This is a genomic window from Acinetobacter sp. ABJ-A23_2 (assembly GCF_044538765.1).
GTDB classification, from domain to species: domain Bacteria; phylum Pseudomonadota; class Gammaproteobacteria; order Pseudomonadales; family Moraxellaceae; genus Acinetobacter; species Acinetobacter nosocomialis_A.
On record NZ_JBIUCP010000013.1, the window covers coordinates 39,259 to 56,385 of the forward strand.

At 38.9% G+C, this 17,127-nt stretch carries 11 protein-coding genes and 1 pseudogene; 5 read left to right on the forward strand and 7 right to left on the reverse strand.

Annotated elements, in window-relative coordinates; translation table 11 throughout:
- Positions 1-54 precede the first annotated feature (54 nt).
- Positions 55-498 (forward strand): DUF2726 domain-containing protein, encoded by a 444-nt coding sequence (locus tag ACH63V_RS06680; protein ID WP_311069505.1) that lies wholly within the window; start codon positions 55-57, stop codon positions 496-498.
- Between the two features lie 10 nt (positions 499-508).
- On the opposite strand, the gene ACH63V_RS06685 is transcribed toward ACH63V_RS06680, so the two are convergent.
- The 5 genes from ACH63V_RS06685 to glnA form a co-directional block, all read right to left on the reverse strand.
- The gene (locus tag ACH63V_RS06685) at positions 509-709 is read right to left on the reverse strand and encodes a hypothetical protein (RefSeq protein WP_396463049.1); all 201 of its coding nucleotides are present in this window, start codon (positions 707-709) and stop codon (positions 509-511) included.
- Positions 710-812: 103 nt separating this feature from the next.
- Positions 813-2,120, reverse strand: coding sequence for an alpha/beta hydrolase family protein (locus ACH63V_RS06690; protein WP_396463050.1), 1,308 nt, complete (start codon positions 2,118-2,120; stop codon positions 813-815).
- 114 nt (positions 2,121-2,234) lie between these two features.
- Positions 2,235-3,113, reverse strand: a complete 879-nt coding sequence (ubiA, locus tag ACH63V_RS06695; protein WP_396463051.1) for a 4-hydroxybenzoate octaprenyltransferase — start codon at positions 3,111-3,113, stop codon at positions 2,235-2,237.
- The gene (locus ACH63V_RS06700) at positions 3,110-3,619 is read right to left on the reverse strand and encodes a chorismate lyase (protein ID WP_198072309.1); all 510 of its coding nucleotides are present in this window, start codon (positions 3,617-3,619) and stop codon (positions 3,110-3,112) included. Before ACH63V_RS06700 ends, ubiA begins: the two co-directional genes overlap by 4 nt.
- Positions 3,620-3,744: 125 nt before the next feature.
- Positions 3,745-5,160: a type I glutamate--ammonia ligase gene (glnA, locus tag ACH63V_RS06705; protein ID WP_171057781.1), complete on the reverse strand. Its 1,416-nt coding sequence runs from the start codon at positions 5,158-5,160 to the stop codon at positions 3,745-3,747.
- Between the two features lie 704 nt (positions 5,161-5,864).
- Here glnA and ACH63V_RS06710 point away from each other — a divergent pair.
- The 3 genes and pseudogenes from ACH63V_RS06710 to ACH63V_RS06720 all read left to right on the forward strand — a co-directional run bounded on the left by ACH63V_RS06710 (position 5,865) and on the right by ACH63V_RS06720 (position 10,109).
- Positions 5,865-7,426, forward strand: a pseudogene (locus tag ACH63V_RS06710) (peptide MFS transporter).
- Positions 7,423-9,225, forward strand: coding sequence for an aminopeptidase P family protein (locus ACH63V_RS06715; protein WP_396463052.1), 1,803 nt, complete (start codon positions 7,423-7,425; stop codon positions 9,223-9,225). Before ACH63V_RS06710 ends, ACH63V_RS06715 begins: the two are co-directional and overlap by 4 nt.
- Before the next feature lie 299 nt (positions 9,226-9,524).
- Positions 9,525-10,109: an aminodeoxychorismate/anthranilate synthase component II gene (locus tag ACH63V_RS06720; protein WP_224970566.1), complete on the forward strand. Its 585-nt coding sequence runs from the start codon at positions 9,525-9,527 to the stop codon at positions 10,107-10,109.
- Positions 10,110-10,206: 97 nt separating this feature from the next.
- On the opposite strand, the gene ACH63V_RS06725 is transcribed toward ACH63V_RS06720, so the two are convergent.
- Both ACH63V_RS06725 and ACH63V_RS06730 read right to left on the reverse strand, forming a co-directional pair.
- A complete protein-coding gene (locus ACH63V_RS06725) occupies positions 10,207-12,972 on the reverse strand; it encodes a M1 family metallopeptidase (protein ID WP_396463053.1) in 2,766 nt (921 codons plus the stop codon).
- A 13-nt stretch (positions 12,973-12,985) separates the two neighbouring features.
- Positions 12,986-15,718 carry a TonB-dependent receptor plug domain-containing protein gene (locus ACH63V_RS06730; RefSeq protein WP_396463054.1) on the reverse strand — a complete coding sequence of 911 codons (2,733 nt, stop codon included), beginning with the start codon at positions 15,716-15,718 and terminating at the stop codon, positions 12,986-12,988.
- A 357-nt stretch (positions 15,719-16,075) separates the two neighbouring features.
- Between ACH63V_RS06730 and trpD the strand changes: the two genes are divergently transcribed.
- Entirely contained in the window at positions 16,076-17,125 is a 1,050-nt protein-coding gene (gene trpD, locus ACH63V_RS06735) for an anthranilate phosphoribosyltransferase (RefSeq protein WP_396463062.1), read from the forward strand.
- Positions 17,126-17,127: the final 2 nt, after the last annotated feature.

The following is a 17,127-nucleotide window of genomic DNA, read 5'->3' on the forward strand; positions in this document are numbered from 1 at the left end:
ATTCTTAAAAACCCACTCATTACGAGTGGGTTTTTATTTGTATGATGTTATCCCATGTTCGAATCGAGTCATTTATTTTTTATCATTTTAGGTTGCTTAAGCACCTGCATTTTTCTTGTTGTTTGTTTACGTCCCTATTTATTTCCAAAACAAAAATTCTTTGCCCGTCCTGTCATTACTAATTTTGAAACTCAAATGTTTATACGTTTAAAACAGAGTTTCCCAAGTTACCATGTTTTAGCTCAAGTGGCCTTTAGCGCATTAATTACCAGTAATGATTATAAAATTCGTAGTCAGTTCAACCGCAAAGTTACCGACTTTGTCGTGCTAAACGACAAAATGGAAGTCATCGCAATTATTGAACTTGATGACCCCTCTCATCTTGAGAAAGCAGAAGAAGACCGTATCCGTGATCAAATGCTTACCGAAGCAGGTTATATCGTAAAACGATATACAAGCATTCCTAGCGTACGCCAACTACAAAGAGATATTCATTAAATAGCTAATACTATTTTTTATTCGAATTTGCAGCTTCTTTCTCAGCTATTCTTTTTTCCATTTCTAAACGTTGCTGCTCATATTGCTTTTTATTCTCAGCATCACTCTTTGCAGCAAAGAAAAGTATTCCAATAATCAAAAAAGGAATAAGCAACCCTAATCCCATTAATAACCAAGGAACAGACTTTTTTTCAACAGGTTGCTGGCTCATAAGTGATCTAAACTCTAATATCATCAATTTTAAGATATGTAACAATATAACAAAAAGGGCCTACTTTAGGGCCCTTTTAATTTGAATATTTTAAATACAAAAATTATTGTGCTAATCCTGTACATTCGAAATTCTTACTTGCATCTATTACCGATGGATCGAGCACAATATTGGTTTTAGCTGGCATCTTAGATTGTACAAATTGATAAATTTCAGCATTTCTACATACAATCGCTTGAGTATGGGCAGCCCCACTAACAGGTACAAACGTCACGTCAGTTCCCATGTTTTTAAGACTCTTTTGCAGGGCATCTGTGACTGGATATGGTACAGCCATATCAGCAGTACCCTGAACGATCATGACTGGTGAATTAATTTTTTTAGTAGCAGGTTGGTTATCTACCAAGAATTTTTTCACAGTTGGGTTTTCTTGGAAATTACCCGCTAAACCAGGATAATCAGTAACTATTTTACCTGCATTAGTCGCAAGATAATCACGAATATCAGCCGCAAATTTATTATGTAAATCGGTTAAGCACATACCATTTTCGCCTGTGGTGCCCTCTGCGAACTCAGCTATACTTTGTGAACGTTGTTGGAAAATTTCACGATAATTAAATTTAGGCTCATAAGCGGTAATACCTACCGTAGTATATGCAGCATATGCAAGTAGCTCAGCATAAACTTCTACAGCCGTACCAATAGGTGCTGTACCAGCTTGCTCTTTTTTAAGAATATCTTGGATTGCTTGTGGTGCAACTGTAGAAATAATATAGCCAAGGCTAGAAGCTGGTGCTGTTGCAACTGCACCTTTATAGTTGGTGTCGTTATTTGCAAACTCTGCAGTACCTAGTGAAGCATGCCCACCTTGAGACTGTCCAATCGACATCCACGCACCGTTTAGCTGATTACCATAATGATCTTTTGCAGCCTTAACCGCTGCAATTGCAGATTTAGCTTCACTTCCCAAATTAAGGTATGGATGCATTCCTCGCGTACCTAAACCTTCATAGTCTGGGGCAATCACAACATAGCCAGCTGCCAATAAAGTATCTGCTAAAATTTTGAAACGTGGATTAATTGTATTATTGCTTGGTGCACAACCATCCCCTACACCTACTGTTCCATGTTCCCAGACCACGACCCGATAACCATCTTTAGGCTGAGCAATTTTAGGGAACATGACAAGTGCCGTTGCTTGAGCTGTTTTCCCTTGTACATTCTCCATGTTATAGGTCATCACTTTGATAGATGCAGCGCCACTTAAACTGTCCTGAGAATAGTTTTTTTCTGAAATATAAGTTTTATCAGGGTTTACACCAATATAGTCATCATCATTGTCATCACAGGCTGCAAGAAAAAAAGTTGAAGCTGTTAATGTTATAGCTAAAGCAATGTTTGACCGTTTCATACAATATCCTTTTTATGTTATGTGTTATTTATTCGCATATTTCTTATGCACAAATATTAAGACATAAAAAAAGTGCTCTGCATAGAACACTTTTCAACCTCACGGTCATTTTTACTATATGAAATTTAAAAATATTCCTAGAAAAATGATTAATCCAACCCAGCGATTGTGACGAAATGCCCAGAAACAAACCTGAGGGTTGCGGTCTTTGGTTTTAATTGTTTGATATATAAAATCGAATGCAACAACAATTAAAGCAATGATCGCCCATGGAAATAAGATATTTTCTAAATATAACGCCGTTCCTATCAAAACAAGACTGGTTGCTTGTAAAAGGGCAATAATTTGGATGTCATACCGACCAAAAAGAATAGCTGTAGATTTCACACCAATTTTTAAATCATATTCACGATCGGTAATTGCATATTGAGTGTCATAAGCCACTGTCCAAGCCAAATTACCAAAATAGAGCAACCAACAAGTCAAATCTGGAGTTTTACCTACAGCGGTAAAAGCCATAGGAATAGACCATGAAAATGCTGCACCTAAAAAAACTTGCGGTAAGTTGGTATAGCGTTTCATAAATGGATAAATAAACGCTAAAAATAATGCGCCAAATGACCAGTAGAAAGTTTCTATAGGTAAAAAGAACAAAAGACATGCGCTTGCTAAAACAAGGCCCAAGAATACGTATACGGCTTCCCTTGCGCGAATAACTCCCGTTGCTAAAGGACGAGTTTTTGTACGCTCTACATGACCATCTACTTTACGATCAGCAAAGTCATTAATCGCACATCCGGCAGCGCGCATAAAAATAACGCCTAAAATCATGACGAATAAAATACCTAAATCAGGTATTCCTTTTGATGCAACCCAAAGTGCCCACATGGTTGGCCAAAACACCAGCTCAGTACCAATTGGCTTATCAAATCGGCATAGATAATAATAAGCTTCTAAACGCTGACGCCATGTTGTGCCTGTTGCAGTCGTCATAGTAATTCCTTGTCGTGCTGCTGATATAAAAAAGCTTCAAAAGCCGGTAAGAATGTTTCTTGAACAATAAATTTACATCCATGCCAAGTATAGCAACTTTGTCGCGTCCAGCCTTCTGGTAAGCGAATAACACGGCGGTCACACAGAGGTGTTGTTCTTTGAAATAAAAAACGGCCTATCGGTTTAGAACCAATATGCTGAAATATACGGGCTTTTTTTTGTAAACTTTGAATTGGAAAAATACTTTTTGCTTTTACCCATGGCTCAACTTCACAGCCATATAAATAAGTTTCCCTCACCCATGAAGTGTGGGTATGAGGCATACTCATCCATTGACTGTCTGCAAAAGTTAAACGTTGAAAGTGTTCTTTAAAAGGCTTTACGCTGAACTGTCCACCGCCAAGTTCAGTCAATTGTTGGGTCAGAGAACCAGACGCATACAACCATGTTTTCAATGCAGGATTTAAAACTTGTTCCTGTTTAAGTACTGGTTGTCGTTTACGCATAATCTGCTCACATGAAAACTCGCACCTAGTTTACCCCAATTTTTTGATAAAAAACGTAGAGAATTCAATCAACATTCCAAGCAATAAAAAAGCCTGCATAAGCAGGCTTTTTTAAGAAATACGTATTACAAGCTGTAGTACATATCGAATTCAACTGGGTGAGTAGTCGTGTTAAGACGACGTACATCTTCAGTTTTAAGTTCGATGTATGCATCAAGCATTTCTTTAGTGAACACGCCACCTTTTAACAAGAATTCGTGATCTGCTTGAAGTGCTTCAAGAGCCATATCTAAGCTATGAGCAACTGTTGGGATTTTTGCTTCTTCTTCTGGAGGAAGGTCATACAAGTTCTTGTCAGCAGCTTCGCCCGGATGGATCTTGTTTTGGATACCGTCGATACCAGCCATTAACAATGCAGCGAAACCTAAGTATGGGTTCATCATTGGGTCTGGGAAACGAGCTTCGATACGCTTACCTTTAGGGCTAGAAACGTATGGAATACGGATAGACGCAGAACGGTTACGCGCTGAGTAAGCAAGCATAATTGGTGCTTCGAAGTGAGGAACCAAACGCTTGTATGAGTTTGTAGATGGGTTTGTGATTGCATTCAATGCACGAGCGTGCTTGATGATACCACCGATGAAGTACAACGCCATTTCTGAAAGGCCAGCATATTCATCACCAGCAAACAAGTTCTTGCCATCTTTAGAGATAGACATGTGAACGTGCATACCAGAACCGTTATCACCTACCATTGGTTTAGGCATAAACGTAGCTGTTTTTGCATATTGATGTGCAACGTTCCAAACAGCATATTTGAACTGTTGAACTTCGTCAGCTTTACGAACAAGAGTGTTGAAGCTCACACCAATTTCTAACTGGCAAGAAGCAACTTCGTGGTGATGTACTTCTACACGACCTGGGCCCATGATGTCTTCGATTTTTGCACACATTTCTGCACGCATATCTTGTGAAGAATCCACTGGAGGAACTGGGAAGTAACCGCCTTTAACACGTGGACGGTGACCAGAGTTACCAGACTCATAGCTGTTACCAGTAGACCAAGCAGCTTCTTCAGCGATTAATGTATGACGAGCGCCAGACATATCGATGTCCCATTTCACTTCGTCAAATACAAAGAATTCTGGTTCTGGACCGAAGAATGCAGTATCACCGATACCTGTAGATTTTAAGTATTCTTCTGCACGGCGAGCAATCGAACGTGGGTCACGCTCATAACCTTGACCAGTTGAAGGTTCAATAACGTCACAAGTCACAACTACAGTTGGTTCAGCAAAGAACGGGTCGATGAAACCAGTTTCTGCATCTGGACGTAAGATCATGTCAGATGCTTCAATACCTTTCCAACCAGCGATTGAAGAACCATCAAACATTTTACCGTCTTCAAAAGTATCTTCATCAATAGAATCAGCTGGGTAAGTTACGTGCTGTTCTTTACCCTTAGTATCAGTAAAGCGAAAATCGACCCATTTTGCGCCACTTTCTTGTATGAGTTGAAGGACCTTGTTCGCCATGCTCATTTTGCTCCAATGAAATTTTGTTGCACTTGTTAAGTGCGTGTTAGTTGCTGGTATTTATTAAGCAATTCTCATACCAACTTTATAAGACTTACCTAAAACATTGAATTACTTATAAGTATTCATGATTTAGGCCCCTTGTCTTGAACCCATTATACTGTTTGCTTGTACAAATGCACCATATTCACACATTTTCAAATTATGGCATATTTAAACAGCTCATTATTGCCCTAATTTAGTGCAAAATTGTTGCACTGATATAATCCGCTGCATCAATTTCTAACAGTCGTTCCTGATCATAATACTTTCTTATATATAATGTTGAGATTGTTATGAGATTACACAAAAATATTTATACCTCTTAAAGCTACAGATCTCTCCCCTTTTTTACGCTTCTTAAAAGACTCAAGTTTCTTGGCTAAGCAAGTTTGAAAGTTCTTTATTGCTTATTCACAATCTACCAAATACTTTTCATTTTTATGAATTCTTATAGATCATTTCAGCACTCAACAGTTCTTTGATTTATCAAATGAACGCACCTTACTGTTATTTATCTAATAACAAACTCTACTATTCATGTTCTTTTTCATTCACTGTTTTTATACAAGGTAAATTTGCTTTTATTGTTAAAAATAACTAAAAAATAAAAACATAAATTTTGGTTATAAATAAACAAACTAAAAGTTATGTTTATAAAAAAACATAAAATCATTCAAGGATTTGAATAATGAAACATGAACTTGAGCAGTCCGATAAAGCGTTTTTCGGTCATCCAAAACCACTAAAAACTTTATTTTTTACAGAACTTTGGGAAAGATTTTCTTATTATGGAATTCGACCCTTACTCGTTCTTTATATGGTTGCTATGGTCAATGACGGTGGGCTAGCACTTGATCGACCAACTGCCGCCGCCATTGTGGGATTATTTGCAGGCTCCATGTATTTAATGACCGTCTTTGGTGGATGGATTGCAGATAACTGGTTAGGTCAGGCGCGCGCTGTCTGGTACGGTTCAATTATTATTGCTTTAGGTCACTTATCAATTGCCCTCACCACCATTTTTGATCAATTCTTTTTTTATTTCGGTCTAGTTCTGATTGTTTTAGGTACTGGGTTATTTAAAACTTGTATTTCAGTCATTGTAGGAACTTTATACAAAGCTCAAGATAGTAGACGAGATGCCGGATTCTCCATTTTTTATATGGGAATTAATACGGGCTCGTTTATTGCCCCGCTCATTACAGGTCTATTAGCTCGCGATTATGGCTGGCACTTAGGCTTTGGTATTGGCGGCATTGGGATGCTCATTGCTTTATTAATTTTCCGCTTTTTGGCTATCCCGCAGCTCCAAACTTTTAATGAATTGCGACAAGAAGCCAATAGCTGTAGCAAACCTGTCGTAGAAAATAAAAATGCGCCTAAAATTGTATTTAGCTTTTTATTCGCTGTTGCGATGGTTATTGGATTAACTTTCTTTGGGATTATTCATATCAACCCAGTCGTTGTTTCTACCTACTTAACTGTAGGAATTAGCATTGGGATTATTGCTTATTTTGCATACTTACTACTTTTCCTTAATTTAGAGCAACATGAAAAATTTAAAATCGTTATTTGCTTCGTTTTATTAGCAGCATCAGCTTTATTCTGGTCAGCTTTCGAACAAAAACCCACAACTTTTACTTTATTTGCGCAAGATTATACGGACCGTATTGTTTTCGGATTTGAGATTCCAACTGTATGGTTTGAATCAATCAATGCTCTTTTTATTATTATCTTTGCTCCAGTAGCAGCTTGGCTATGGGCTAAACTAGGTAAAGCAAATAAAGATCCGAGCTATATCAGCAAATTTATTATTGCATTGTTATTCGCAGCAGGTGGCTTTTTGCTTATGACTTTAGCCAGTCATTTTGCTATTCATGGCGGAGTAGTTTCACCATTTTGGTTAGTCGGTACTTTATTTCTTCTTACCATAGGTGAACTTTGCTTAAGCCCGATTGGCTTATCAACCATGACCAAACTTGCACCTGATGTTATACGCAGTCAAATTATGGGTTTATGGTTCACTGGTACAGCCCTAGGCAACCTCATGGCAGGTTTAATTGGTGGGCAAGTCTCGGCAGATGGTATTAATCATTTACCTAGCCTATTTATGCGCTGTGTATTGGCCTTGGTTATTGGCGCAATCGTGTTATTTTTATTAAAGAAACCAATGAATAAATTAATGGGCAAAAGCACCAACAAAGTTCAACCTGATTTGGAAACCATATGAACGACTTAACTGTTCCAGAAAAACTAGCAAAACTTCATGAACTCATGACCAATCAACACGTTGATGCTTTGGTTGTGATGAGTGCAGACCCCCATATGTCTGAATATTTACCAGACTATTGGAAAGCAAGGCAGTGGTTAAGCGGTTTTAGTGGCTCTGTTGGCACTCTAGTCGTGACCAAAAACTTTGCAGGACTCTGGGCTGATGGCCGCTATTGGGTACAAGCTGAACAACAACTTGTTGGAACTGGCTTTCAATTACAAAAACTGACCAGTGATGAATCTTCTACACATCTCGCATGGATTGAGAAAAATTTATCAACTGGTTCGGTCATTTCAGTAAATGGACAAACGCTTTCAATCCAGCAATTTAAAGCTTTGGAAAATACGGCAAAACAACGTGGCTTTAAGCTTGAAACACAGCAAGATTTAATTGGTTCAATCTGGTCTAATCGTCCAGAACTTCCTTTAGAGCAGATTCATTTAATGCCTGAAGGGTTAAATGCCCTATCTCGTAAAGAGAAAATACAAGCAATTCGCGAAACGTTAAAAACTAAAGCGATTGAAGGACATTTCATTTCATCTTTAGATGATATTGCTTGGGTCTTAAATGCACGTGGACAAGATGTAGAATACAACCCTGTATTCCTTTCGCATTTATATATCAGTGCTCAACAGGCTGTTTTATTCATTGATAGCAACAAAGTTGATTTAGCCACCCAACAGGCTTTCAAAGCAGATGGCATTGAAATTCGTAACTACCAAGATACAGCTAAGTTTTTATCGAATATCTCTGATGCTTCTGTGCTGTTAGATCCCGCCAAAGTCTCGATTTTTCATGAACAAGCCATCGCAAAAGATATTCGGGTTGTCTACGACATCAACCCAAGTACACTTTTTAAATCGCGTAAACATGAAAGTGAAATAGCTCATATCCGTCATGCCATGCTTAAAGACGGTGTTGCACTTTGTCACTTTTTTCACTGGTTAGAAAAAACGCTTCATCATGGTGAAAGCATTTCAGAATTGACTATTGATGAGAAAATTACAGCTTTCCGTGCTCAGCAAGAGGGTTTTATAGGCCCAAGTTTTTCAACGATTGCTGGCTTTAATGCGAATGGTGCTCTACCCCATTACCGTGCAACTGAAGAGCACTACTCGTTCATTGAAGATGATGGTCTGTTACTGATTGACTCAGGTGGACAATATGTAGATGGCACTACCGACATTACTCGTGTTGTTCCTGTAGGCACGCCAACAGAGCAACAAAAACGTGACTACACCTTGGTTTTAAAATGTCATATTGCTTTGGCAGAAACGATTTATCCAGAAGGTTTAGCTGCTCCTCTACTCGATTCAATTTGTCGCCATACTTTATGGCAACATGGTTTAGATTATCGACATGGAACAGGCCACGGCGTAGGCTTTGCGCTTAATGTTCATGAAGGGCCGCAAGTACTTTCTTATTACGCGCCTATACATGCCTATAGCAAGTTGCGTGAAGGAATGATTATTTCTAACGAGCCGGGTCTGTACCATGAAGGACAATACGGTATTCGCATTGAAAATCTGGTGGCAAACAAACTTCACTCTGGATTTGAAAAAACTTACGGTGAATTTTTAGAGTTTGAAACGCTGACCCTTTGCCCGATTCATTTAGATTGTATTGTTGTTGATATGCTAACGAATGAAGAGAAAGACTGGTTAAATCGTTATCATCAAATTGTCCAAGAAAGACTCGCTGAACATTTATCTGGCGATGTTCTAGATTGGTTGATTTATAACACACGTAAGATTTAATCTACTTTTGTGAACAAGGCAGAATAATTTTTATTTTCAATAGATGCTTATTTTGCCTTAAGTATATTTATCTCTATTCTTAAATAGATTTAATACCGACCAAAACTCAATTTTTCTTTAAATTTCTAACGAAAGAAATAGTTAAACTGGTTACTTCATTTTTTGTTATATTAGCCGCTTAGAAAGCGGCTTCTTATTTTTCAAACCTAAAAAGTCTTTTCTAAAAAGTGAGTATGAATATGAGTAATACTCTAAATACTCATTAAATATATTTTAATTATCATGAGGTTAAGTTCATCATGCTTCTAATGATCGACAATTACGACTCTTTTACCTACAACATCGTCCAGTATTTTGGCGAGTTGGATCAGGAAGTAAAAGTTGTTCGCAATGATCAAGTCACATTAGAGGATATTGAACGATGGCAACCAAAATATCTCGTGATTGGTCCTGGCCCTTGCTCTCCAAGCGAAGCAGGCATTTCAATTCCAGCAATCAATCACTTTGCTGGGAAAATTCCTTTGCTTGGCGTGTGTTTAGGGCATCAAAGTATTGGGCAAGCTTTTGGCGGAAAAATTGTAAGAGCCAAAACGGTTATGCACGGACGTTTATCTGATATGTACCACAGCAATAAAGGTATTTTCAGTAATCTTCCTAGCCCATTCTCGGCAACTCGTTATCACTCATTGGTGATTGATCAGGAAACACTGCCTGATTGCCTTGAAGTAACGTGCTGGACCAATGAAGCGGATGGCTCAATGGAAGAAATTATGGGTGTTAAACATAAGACATTACCTGTTGAAGGTGTGCAGTTCCATCCTGAATCAATCTTGAGTCAACATGGCCATCAAATCTTTAAAAACTTTCTAGATATCTACGCATAAGGCTGCCTTAAATAGATTATTTTAAAAGTAATGTGATAAGAACCCTGAATAAAAAAAGCCAACTACGATCAGTTGGCTTTTTTCATGCTTGAATCAATTACAACTTTAACTGTTGCACAATTGATCCATCTTGTTTTGCCACCAAAGATTCGCAGAGTTGAATACGTTCTTTGGTCTGTTTCAATCCTCGTTCTACCCCGACCAATTCTTTAGTTCGTGGTGCAAAAAAGTCATTTAACTGGACTGCTTGTTGTTGGGTACATGCTGCCCCACTGAACATTGCAGGAAAACGCCCAGCCGAAGATTTACCTAAACGATCAAACACGGCGTCATGATTTACCTTAAACCAAGACCATAAGCCACCTTGTTCATCTCCATAATTATTGATTGAGTTGACCACAGTACGAACTTCACCGACTTTAACACGCGGGTTCAAAATCAACTGTCGTGCTTGTTGGCGTGTTGCTTCTTGATTTGCTGAACCCAAGGCAGTAAGAATCGCAAGACGTTGTGTCGGTTGAGTCACGTGTTGTAGCTCTCCAGATAAACGATCAAAAGCAGGTTGGCCCTTTTCTTGTACACGTACAGCTAAAATGGTTGGTAATAATTCAGGGGTTACTTGCGCAAAGTTAAGCTGTTTTTGAGCAAAGAGAGCATCTGACTGTTTTAACAGTTGTGTACGGACTTCGGGCACTTGAATATCTAAAGCAAGAAACTTAACTAACTCACTACGCCATAAACTGTCTTCGGCTGATTCACCTGTTTTGCTGACATAACCCAACTGATTTAATTTAGGTAAATATAAATTGGCCAAGACTTTTCTAAAATGTTCACGTTCAGCATCTGTTTTCAATACATGTCGATGAATGGTACTTAACTGAGAAAACAGCGCTGTACTAATTTGTCGGCTATTCGAATTGGCAAATTTCTTCGCAGCATCTACGACAGCCAATAAATTAATATCACCGTGGTTAAATGCCGCTGAAATCGCGTAGGCATAGGCCAACTGTTCACTGTTAGAAAGCTTTTCTGTGGCAGCAGTCAGACGAGTAAATTCTTTTTGAGGCAAACTAAATTGGTAGTATCCTGCCGCATTTGCATTTGGAATATACCAACTGCCAAGGCTGGCACCTTTGAGTTCAATCTTGGCTTCTGCTTGGTCTACCAGTTCACACTGAACTTTACTGCCTGCATTTGGAACTTCATAACGGACACATAATGGTACCCCCCACAGGCTTCTTGCATCTCCTTTTGAGCCCACCGGTAAATAACGGCTTTGCTTCACATTTAAAAAGACTTTATTGCCTTCTCGCTGTAGTGAAGTATTGAGTAAAGGTACACCTGGTTGATCAAGGAAACTTTTCATCGCTTTGGCAAAGCGCTCACTTTGCTCAGACTGCTCTGCTAAAGCGCTAATTAAATCATTGGCTGTCGCATTACCATATTGGTGCTTATTAATATAATTGCGTACGCCTTGTTTGAATTTTTCTTCGCCTAAATAGCTCTCAAACATATTTAAAACAGCCGCACCTTTTTGGTAAGTGATGCCATCAAAAGCAGTTTGAATATCGGCATTGCTTAAAATAGGCTGACGAATACGACGTACACTTACCAAGCTGTCACTTTTCATCGCATCAGCAGTATCTGCAATACGTTCTAGGTCAGCATTAAATTCGGGATGTAGTTTTTGAGTGATTTTACTTTGCATCCATGTGGCAAAAGATTCATTAAGCCACAGATCATCCCACCATGGCATCGTGACCACATCACCAAACCATTGATGTGCCAACTCATGTGCATTGACATTAAATGAATTCTGTACAAAAGAGACTGGCGAGTCCTTATCTAGCAACATTAGATAGTCTCTAAAAGTAATTAGCCCTGGGTTTTCCATTGCCCCAGCAGCAAAGTCTGGTGCTGCAAGTAAGTCGAGCTTGTCAAATGGATAACCAAAGGCAAAATAATCTTCTAAAGTTTTTAAAATGGCTGGCGTTTCAGATAAGGCATGCTGCATTTTTTCAGCTTTAGCATCGGGCGCAATACCACGTAACTGGATCGGCTGCTTACGCCATGAAGTTGCCCCAATATCTGGTCCTTTTTGTAATTGCCACGGCCCGACAGCCAATGCAAGTAAATATGTTGGTAGTGGTTTGGTTTGTGCAAAACTGAGTGTTTTCCAACCCGACTTCTCTATTTGCTCAGATGCTTGTTGGGTATTGGCAAAACCTGAATATTTGCTTGGAATCGTCAAACGAATATTAAACGGCGTTTTAAAACGTGGTTCATCAAATGATGGGAATGACTGGCGTGCACTAATTGCTTCCATTTGAGTCATCACATAAGGTTTACCCTCAAACTCAATTTTATAAATACCGTCAAGTTGCTGGTCATACGCTGCATTAAAATCTAGAACGAGTTGATACTGTCCTGCGGGCAAGGTTTTGGCAAATTTAATTTTACTCACCCCATCTACCTCGGAGGCTTGCTCATATTTTGCTTTGGTTTTGACGCCCTCTGCCGATGTGATATTCACATCTTTCACCGTCAAAGATTTACCATGAATCCAGATGTGATCTGTAGCTTGAGCCAGCTTTAAATGAATAGTGGTTTTACCGGTATAGCCTTTTTGTGCGGGATCAATCTTGAAATCTAAATCATAAGATTCGGGTATAACCCACTCGGGTAATTTACCAATCGGGATTTGTTCACTGTTATTCGATGCAAAAATTTGAGTTGCCGATAAAGATAATAATGTTGTAAGTAGCAATCTTTTTTTAAATGAAGGCTTGACCAGCATAAGGGGTTTTATCCTCTGTAGTTTTAAATAAAAAGATGCAGCAAATGCTGTACCACTTCGCTGCATCCATACATCATTCTTAGAATTTATAGTTAAACTCCAACCAACCTTGACGGCCAAATGGTGAATATGATCCTACCGGATAATACGGCCAACCGCCTGTGTCATCTCGTTTCACTTTGTCAAACAAATTATTAATAATGATTGAAGCAGAAGCTTTTGGAGAGATTTGATAAGTACCGCTCCAGTTCACTAAATACGTTGGGCTTAAATAGGCAGTTTGGTCGCCGTTTGGAATTTTGCCATAACGATTAACTAATACTGTTGACGCCCAATCACCAAAGCTCCAGCTAAGACTGGTATTAAAACGGTCACGCCAATCAGGAATGGTTAAATCTTTTAAGTAGTCATCTTTCTCGCCATCTTTTGATTGTTGATATTCATGTTCTAGTACACGGCTATAGTTCACTGTCCAGAGAAAGTTACCAAAACTGTCTGTTTTCCAGCGCCATCTACTAGTGAAATCAATCCCGCGGGTATGGTCTGATGCTGCATTAATCGGCACAATATTAATATTCTTAATGACATTTGGATCGACAACTGCATTTGCAGGGTTACGCTCTACACGTGCTAAAGCATCAATACAGGCCGCAGAGTTAATATCTTGGTTGCCTAAACGACAATCTGCTTCCAAACGTAGAATTTTGTCCGCACTTAAATTGGTCACAAGATTATCAATTTTGATATCCCAGTAATCGACGCTGATATCAAATTTATTGGTTGGTGACCAAACAAAACCTGCACCATAAGATTTACCCTCTTCAGGTTTTAGCTCTTTGTTTCCAGTTAAAGTGTAGTTCGCCCCAGGTGCGTAATCTTTAAAGCTACATTTATCTAAAGGTTGTCCCGTTTGGCTACAACGTAAATAGTCAGTCGTACTTGCGAAATAACCTTTTTGCTTATTTAAGAACAGATAGTTCATATCTGGTGCACGAAAACTAGTCGCGTAGTTACCACGCACCAACAAAGTCGGATGTGGTCTAAACTCAAGGCCTGAACCGAAAGTTAGCTTATCAATACTGTTATCTGACAAAGCATAACGGTCATAACGTCCGGACAAGGTTAAATTTAATGGCTTTGCTAAAGGTAAGAATAATTCTGCACCAAGTGCTTGGCGTGTACGAGTACCGCCATATTCGCCACTAGAACTCGTATTATAAAACTCACCATTTTCAACTGCCTGATCTGGCTTAATCGAAAAGCCTTGACGCCCAATTTCAGCCACTGCTGCAAGTTTGGCAGTTCCCGCAGGTAACTTAAACACATCACCATTCGCACTTAAGGTTAAACTTTGTGCCCACGATTTATCTTTTTCTTTTGTTGTGCCCGAAATACTTTCAAATTCACTTGCTGTTAGTGGTCGACTTAAACGATCTAAGTGAGGTGAATAAATAGGAATACCATCTGCATCTGTACCAAGTTGCTGACCTAAGAAATATTCATCTACATTCGAACGTAATAAGCCTTGGCGGTTTAGCTGACTAGTATAAATGGAACCATTATAGGCTGCTTCATAACTCCAGCTCGTCTCTCCAATATCGCCTCGAATTCCGAAGTTTAAGTTCGAAGAAAGTTCTTTCCATTTTTTATTTATTCGTTCTACTCCGCCTAATTCTTCAGGTGCAAAGCGGCGATTCCAAATTTCATAATTTCCCGAATCTTGATTTAGAAAATAACCACTCGATGCACCTAAAGAGGTCCATATCGGACTACGGGTATTGTTTTCAATTTGATTTGCCCCAATCAAAAAATCTGCAAATAATTGAGTTTTATCATTTAACTCATAATCTAAACCGAGATAACCATTTTGACTGCGATTTTGAGTTTGAACAGTCCAATAAGTTGGTCGCGCCAAACCACTGGCACAATTGTCTGCACCTGCTTGCCCTATATTATTGACTGAACCCTTAAATAAACCATTAAAGGCCTGACACCCACCAATTGAAAGATATTTACCAGTATCAGCATTTTTACGACCCACAATAGTGTCGGGTTTTTCTCCTAAACGCGTTCGGCTCGACATAAAATCTCGATCGGCTGCCCATATCGGCTCACGGCCGCTGAGTTCAACCCCATAAACGAGACTAAGCTTGTCTAAAGTTTTACTACCACTTAGTTGTAAACGTAAATTTTCACCGCCTTCTTTGGTTCCGCCTGCCTTGATATTAAATTGTGTGCCGTCTGTTTTCTTTTTCAGAATAATATTCACCACGCCTGCAATTGCATCTGAACCATAAATTGCAGAAGCGCCACCGTTTAATATTTCAATACGGTCAATAATAGCAGTTGGAATATTGGCTAAATTTACGAAATTGACAGAACCGTCGTACGGTACAGGATAGTCTGCAACCCGATGTCCATTAATTAAAGTTAAAGTATGATTCGGTCCTAAGCCTCGCAAGCTAATGGCATTAGCCGCAGGTGTAAAAGTATTTCCATAATCGGCGCCTTGTACAAAACCCGTGTTCTGCGTCAGGTTATTGAGTGCATCAAATGCATTACTAAAACCTTGTTTTTCAATATCGGCTGCGGTAATGACGGTCACACTGGTCGGGCCATCTTTTTGTGCTTTTGAAATTCTTGAGCCTGTTACTGCAACACGGACTACTTTATCTGGTTTAGTTTGGTTTTGTGGTTGCTCTACAGCTTCTTGCGCATAGCTTTCTAATGGATAAAAAAGTGCAACAAATACAAAAATAAATGAGCGCTTATTTTTTAACGTCCCTAGATATTTCAAGTTATTTAAATACATATTTATTAGTAGACAAAATAAAGATCGCCCTACTATATCCACTTTTATTTGGTTGATTTATACACATTTTTTCTAGATATATTTATGTTTAAGATATACCAAATGGTTAATTATTTATCATAAAAACTCACAACAAACTAAAACCTTTTTCAATAAATAAATTTTGTTTATGAATAGATTCAAAATCTTCACTGAGCAAAATTTCTAATTCTCTTATCGAACAGCAAAAATCTTTGGTTATTTTCTGCTAACATAGCTCCCCGTAGCTAGTGAAACATGGAACGCAATAGGCCGAACCTCCTACTCTTGATCAACTTCACCTAAAAATTTTAATCATTAATGCTGTAAATCATGACTATGAATATCCAACAGGCGCTTAACCACATTACCAAGAACATTCATTTGACTCAGCCTCAAATGGAAGAAATTATGCGCAGCATCATGCAAGGTGAGGCAACCGAGGCACAAATTGGTGCTTTAATGATGGGCCTACGCATGAAAGGTGAAAGCATTGACGAAATGACGGCAGCCGCACGTGTCATGCGTGAATTTGCGATTAAAATTGATGTGAGTGATATCAAACATTTAGTTGATATCGTGGGAACTGGTGGTGATGGACAAAATTTATTTAATGTGTCTACAGCGTCTAGCTTTGTGATTGCAGCAGCAGGTGCGACCATTGCAAAACATGGTAACCGCGGCGTTTCAAGTAAATCGGGTTCATCAGACCTACTTGAGCAAGCAGGTATTCATCTTGATCTAGATATGCAACAAACCGAACGTTGCATCCGTGAAATGGGTGTGGGTTTCTTGTTTGCACCAAACCATCATAAAGCCATGAAATACGCTGCTGGCCCACGTCGTGAACTTGGTATTCGTAGTATTTTTAATTTACTCGGCCCACTAACCAATCCAGCTGGGGTAAAGCGCTTTGTGATTGGTGTGTTTTCAGATGAACTATGCCGTCCAATTGCCGAGGTAATGAAACAACTTGGTGCCGAACATGTCATGGTTGTTCATTCAAAAGATGGTCTTGATGAAATTAGTCTTGCAGCGCCTACCACTGTTGCCGAACTCAAAGATGGCGAAGTTACTGAGTGGACACTTAACCCTGAAGATGTCGGAATTGAGTCACAAACTTTAAATGGTTTAGTGGTTGCTGATGCATCGGCGAGTCTAAAGCTCATTAAAGATGCTTTAAGCAAAAATAAATCTGATATTGGTGAAAAAGCTGCAAACATGATTGCGCTTAATGCAGGCGCTGGTATTTATGTAGCAGGCATTACCAAGACTTATGCTCAGGCTGTTACATTCGCGCAAGATATTATTTACGGCGGACAAGCATTAGAAAAAATGAGTGTTTTGGCTGAATTTACCAAAACATTAAAACAATCTCAGGCAGATTAAGG

Excerpts from the sequence above, each read along its gene's own strand:
- ACH63V_RS06680 (WP_311069505.1), top strand. The coding sequence starts at position 55 with ATGTTCGAATCGAGTCATTTATTTTTTATCATTTTAGGTTGCTTAAGC.
- ACH63V_RS06685 (WP_396463049.1), bottom strand. The coding sequence starts at position 709 with ATGAGCCAGCAACCTGTTGAAAAAAAGTCTGTTCCTTGGTTATTAATG.
- ACH63V_RS06690 (WP_396463050.1), bottom strand. The coding sequence starts at position 2,120 with ATGAAACGGTCAAACATTGCTTTAGCTATAACATTAACAGCTTCAACT.
- ubiA (WP_396463051.1), bottom strand. The coding sequence starts at position 3,113 with ATGACGACTGCAACAGGCACAACATGGCGTCAGCGTTTAGAAGCTTAT.
- ACH63V_RS06700 (WP_198072309.1), bottom strand. The coding sequence starts at position 3,619 with ATGCGTAAACGACAACCAGTACTTAAACAGGAACAAGTTTTAAATCCT.
- glnA (WP_171057781.1), bottom strand. The coding sequence starts at position 5,160 with ATGAGCATGGCGAACAAGGTCCTTCAACTCATACAAGAAAGTGGCGCA.
- ACH63V_RS06715 (WP_396463052.1), top strand. The coding sequence starts at position 7,423 with ATGAACGACTTAACTGTTCCAGAAAAACTAGCAAAACTTCATGAACTC.
- ACH63V_RS06720 (WP_224970566.1), top strand. The coding sequence starts at position 9,525 with ATGCTTCTAATGATCGACAATTACGACTCTTTTACCTACAACATCGTC.
- ACH63V_RS06725 (WP_396463053.1), bottom strand. The coding sequence starts at position 12,972 with ATGCAGCGAAGTGGTACAGCATTTGCTGCATCTTTTTATTTAAAACTA.
- ACH63V_RS06730 (WP_396463054.1), bottom strand. The coding sequence starts at position 15,718 with ATGTATTTAAATAACTTGAAATATCTAGGGACGTTAAAAAATAAGCGC.
- trpD (WP_396463062.1), top strand. The coding sequence starts at position 16,076 with ATGAATATCCAACAGGCGCTTAACCACATTACCAAGAACATTCATTTG.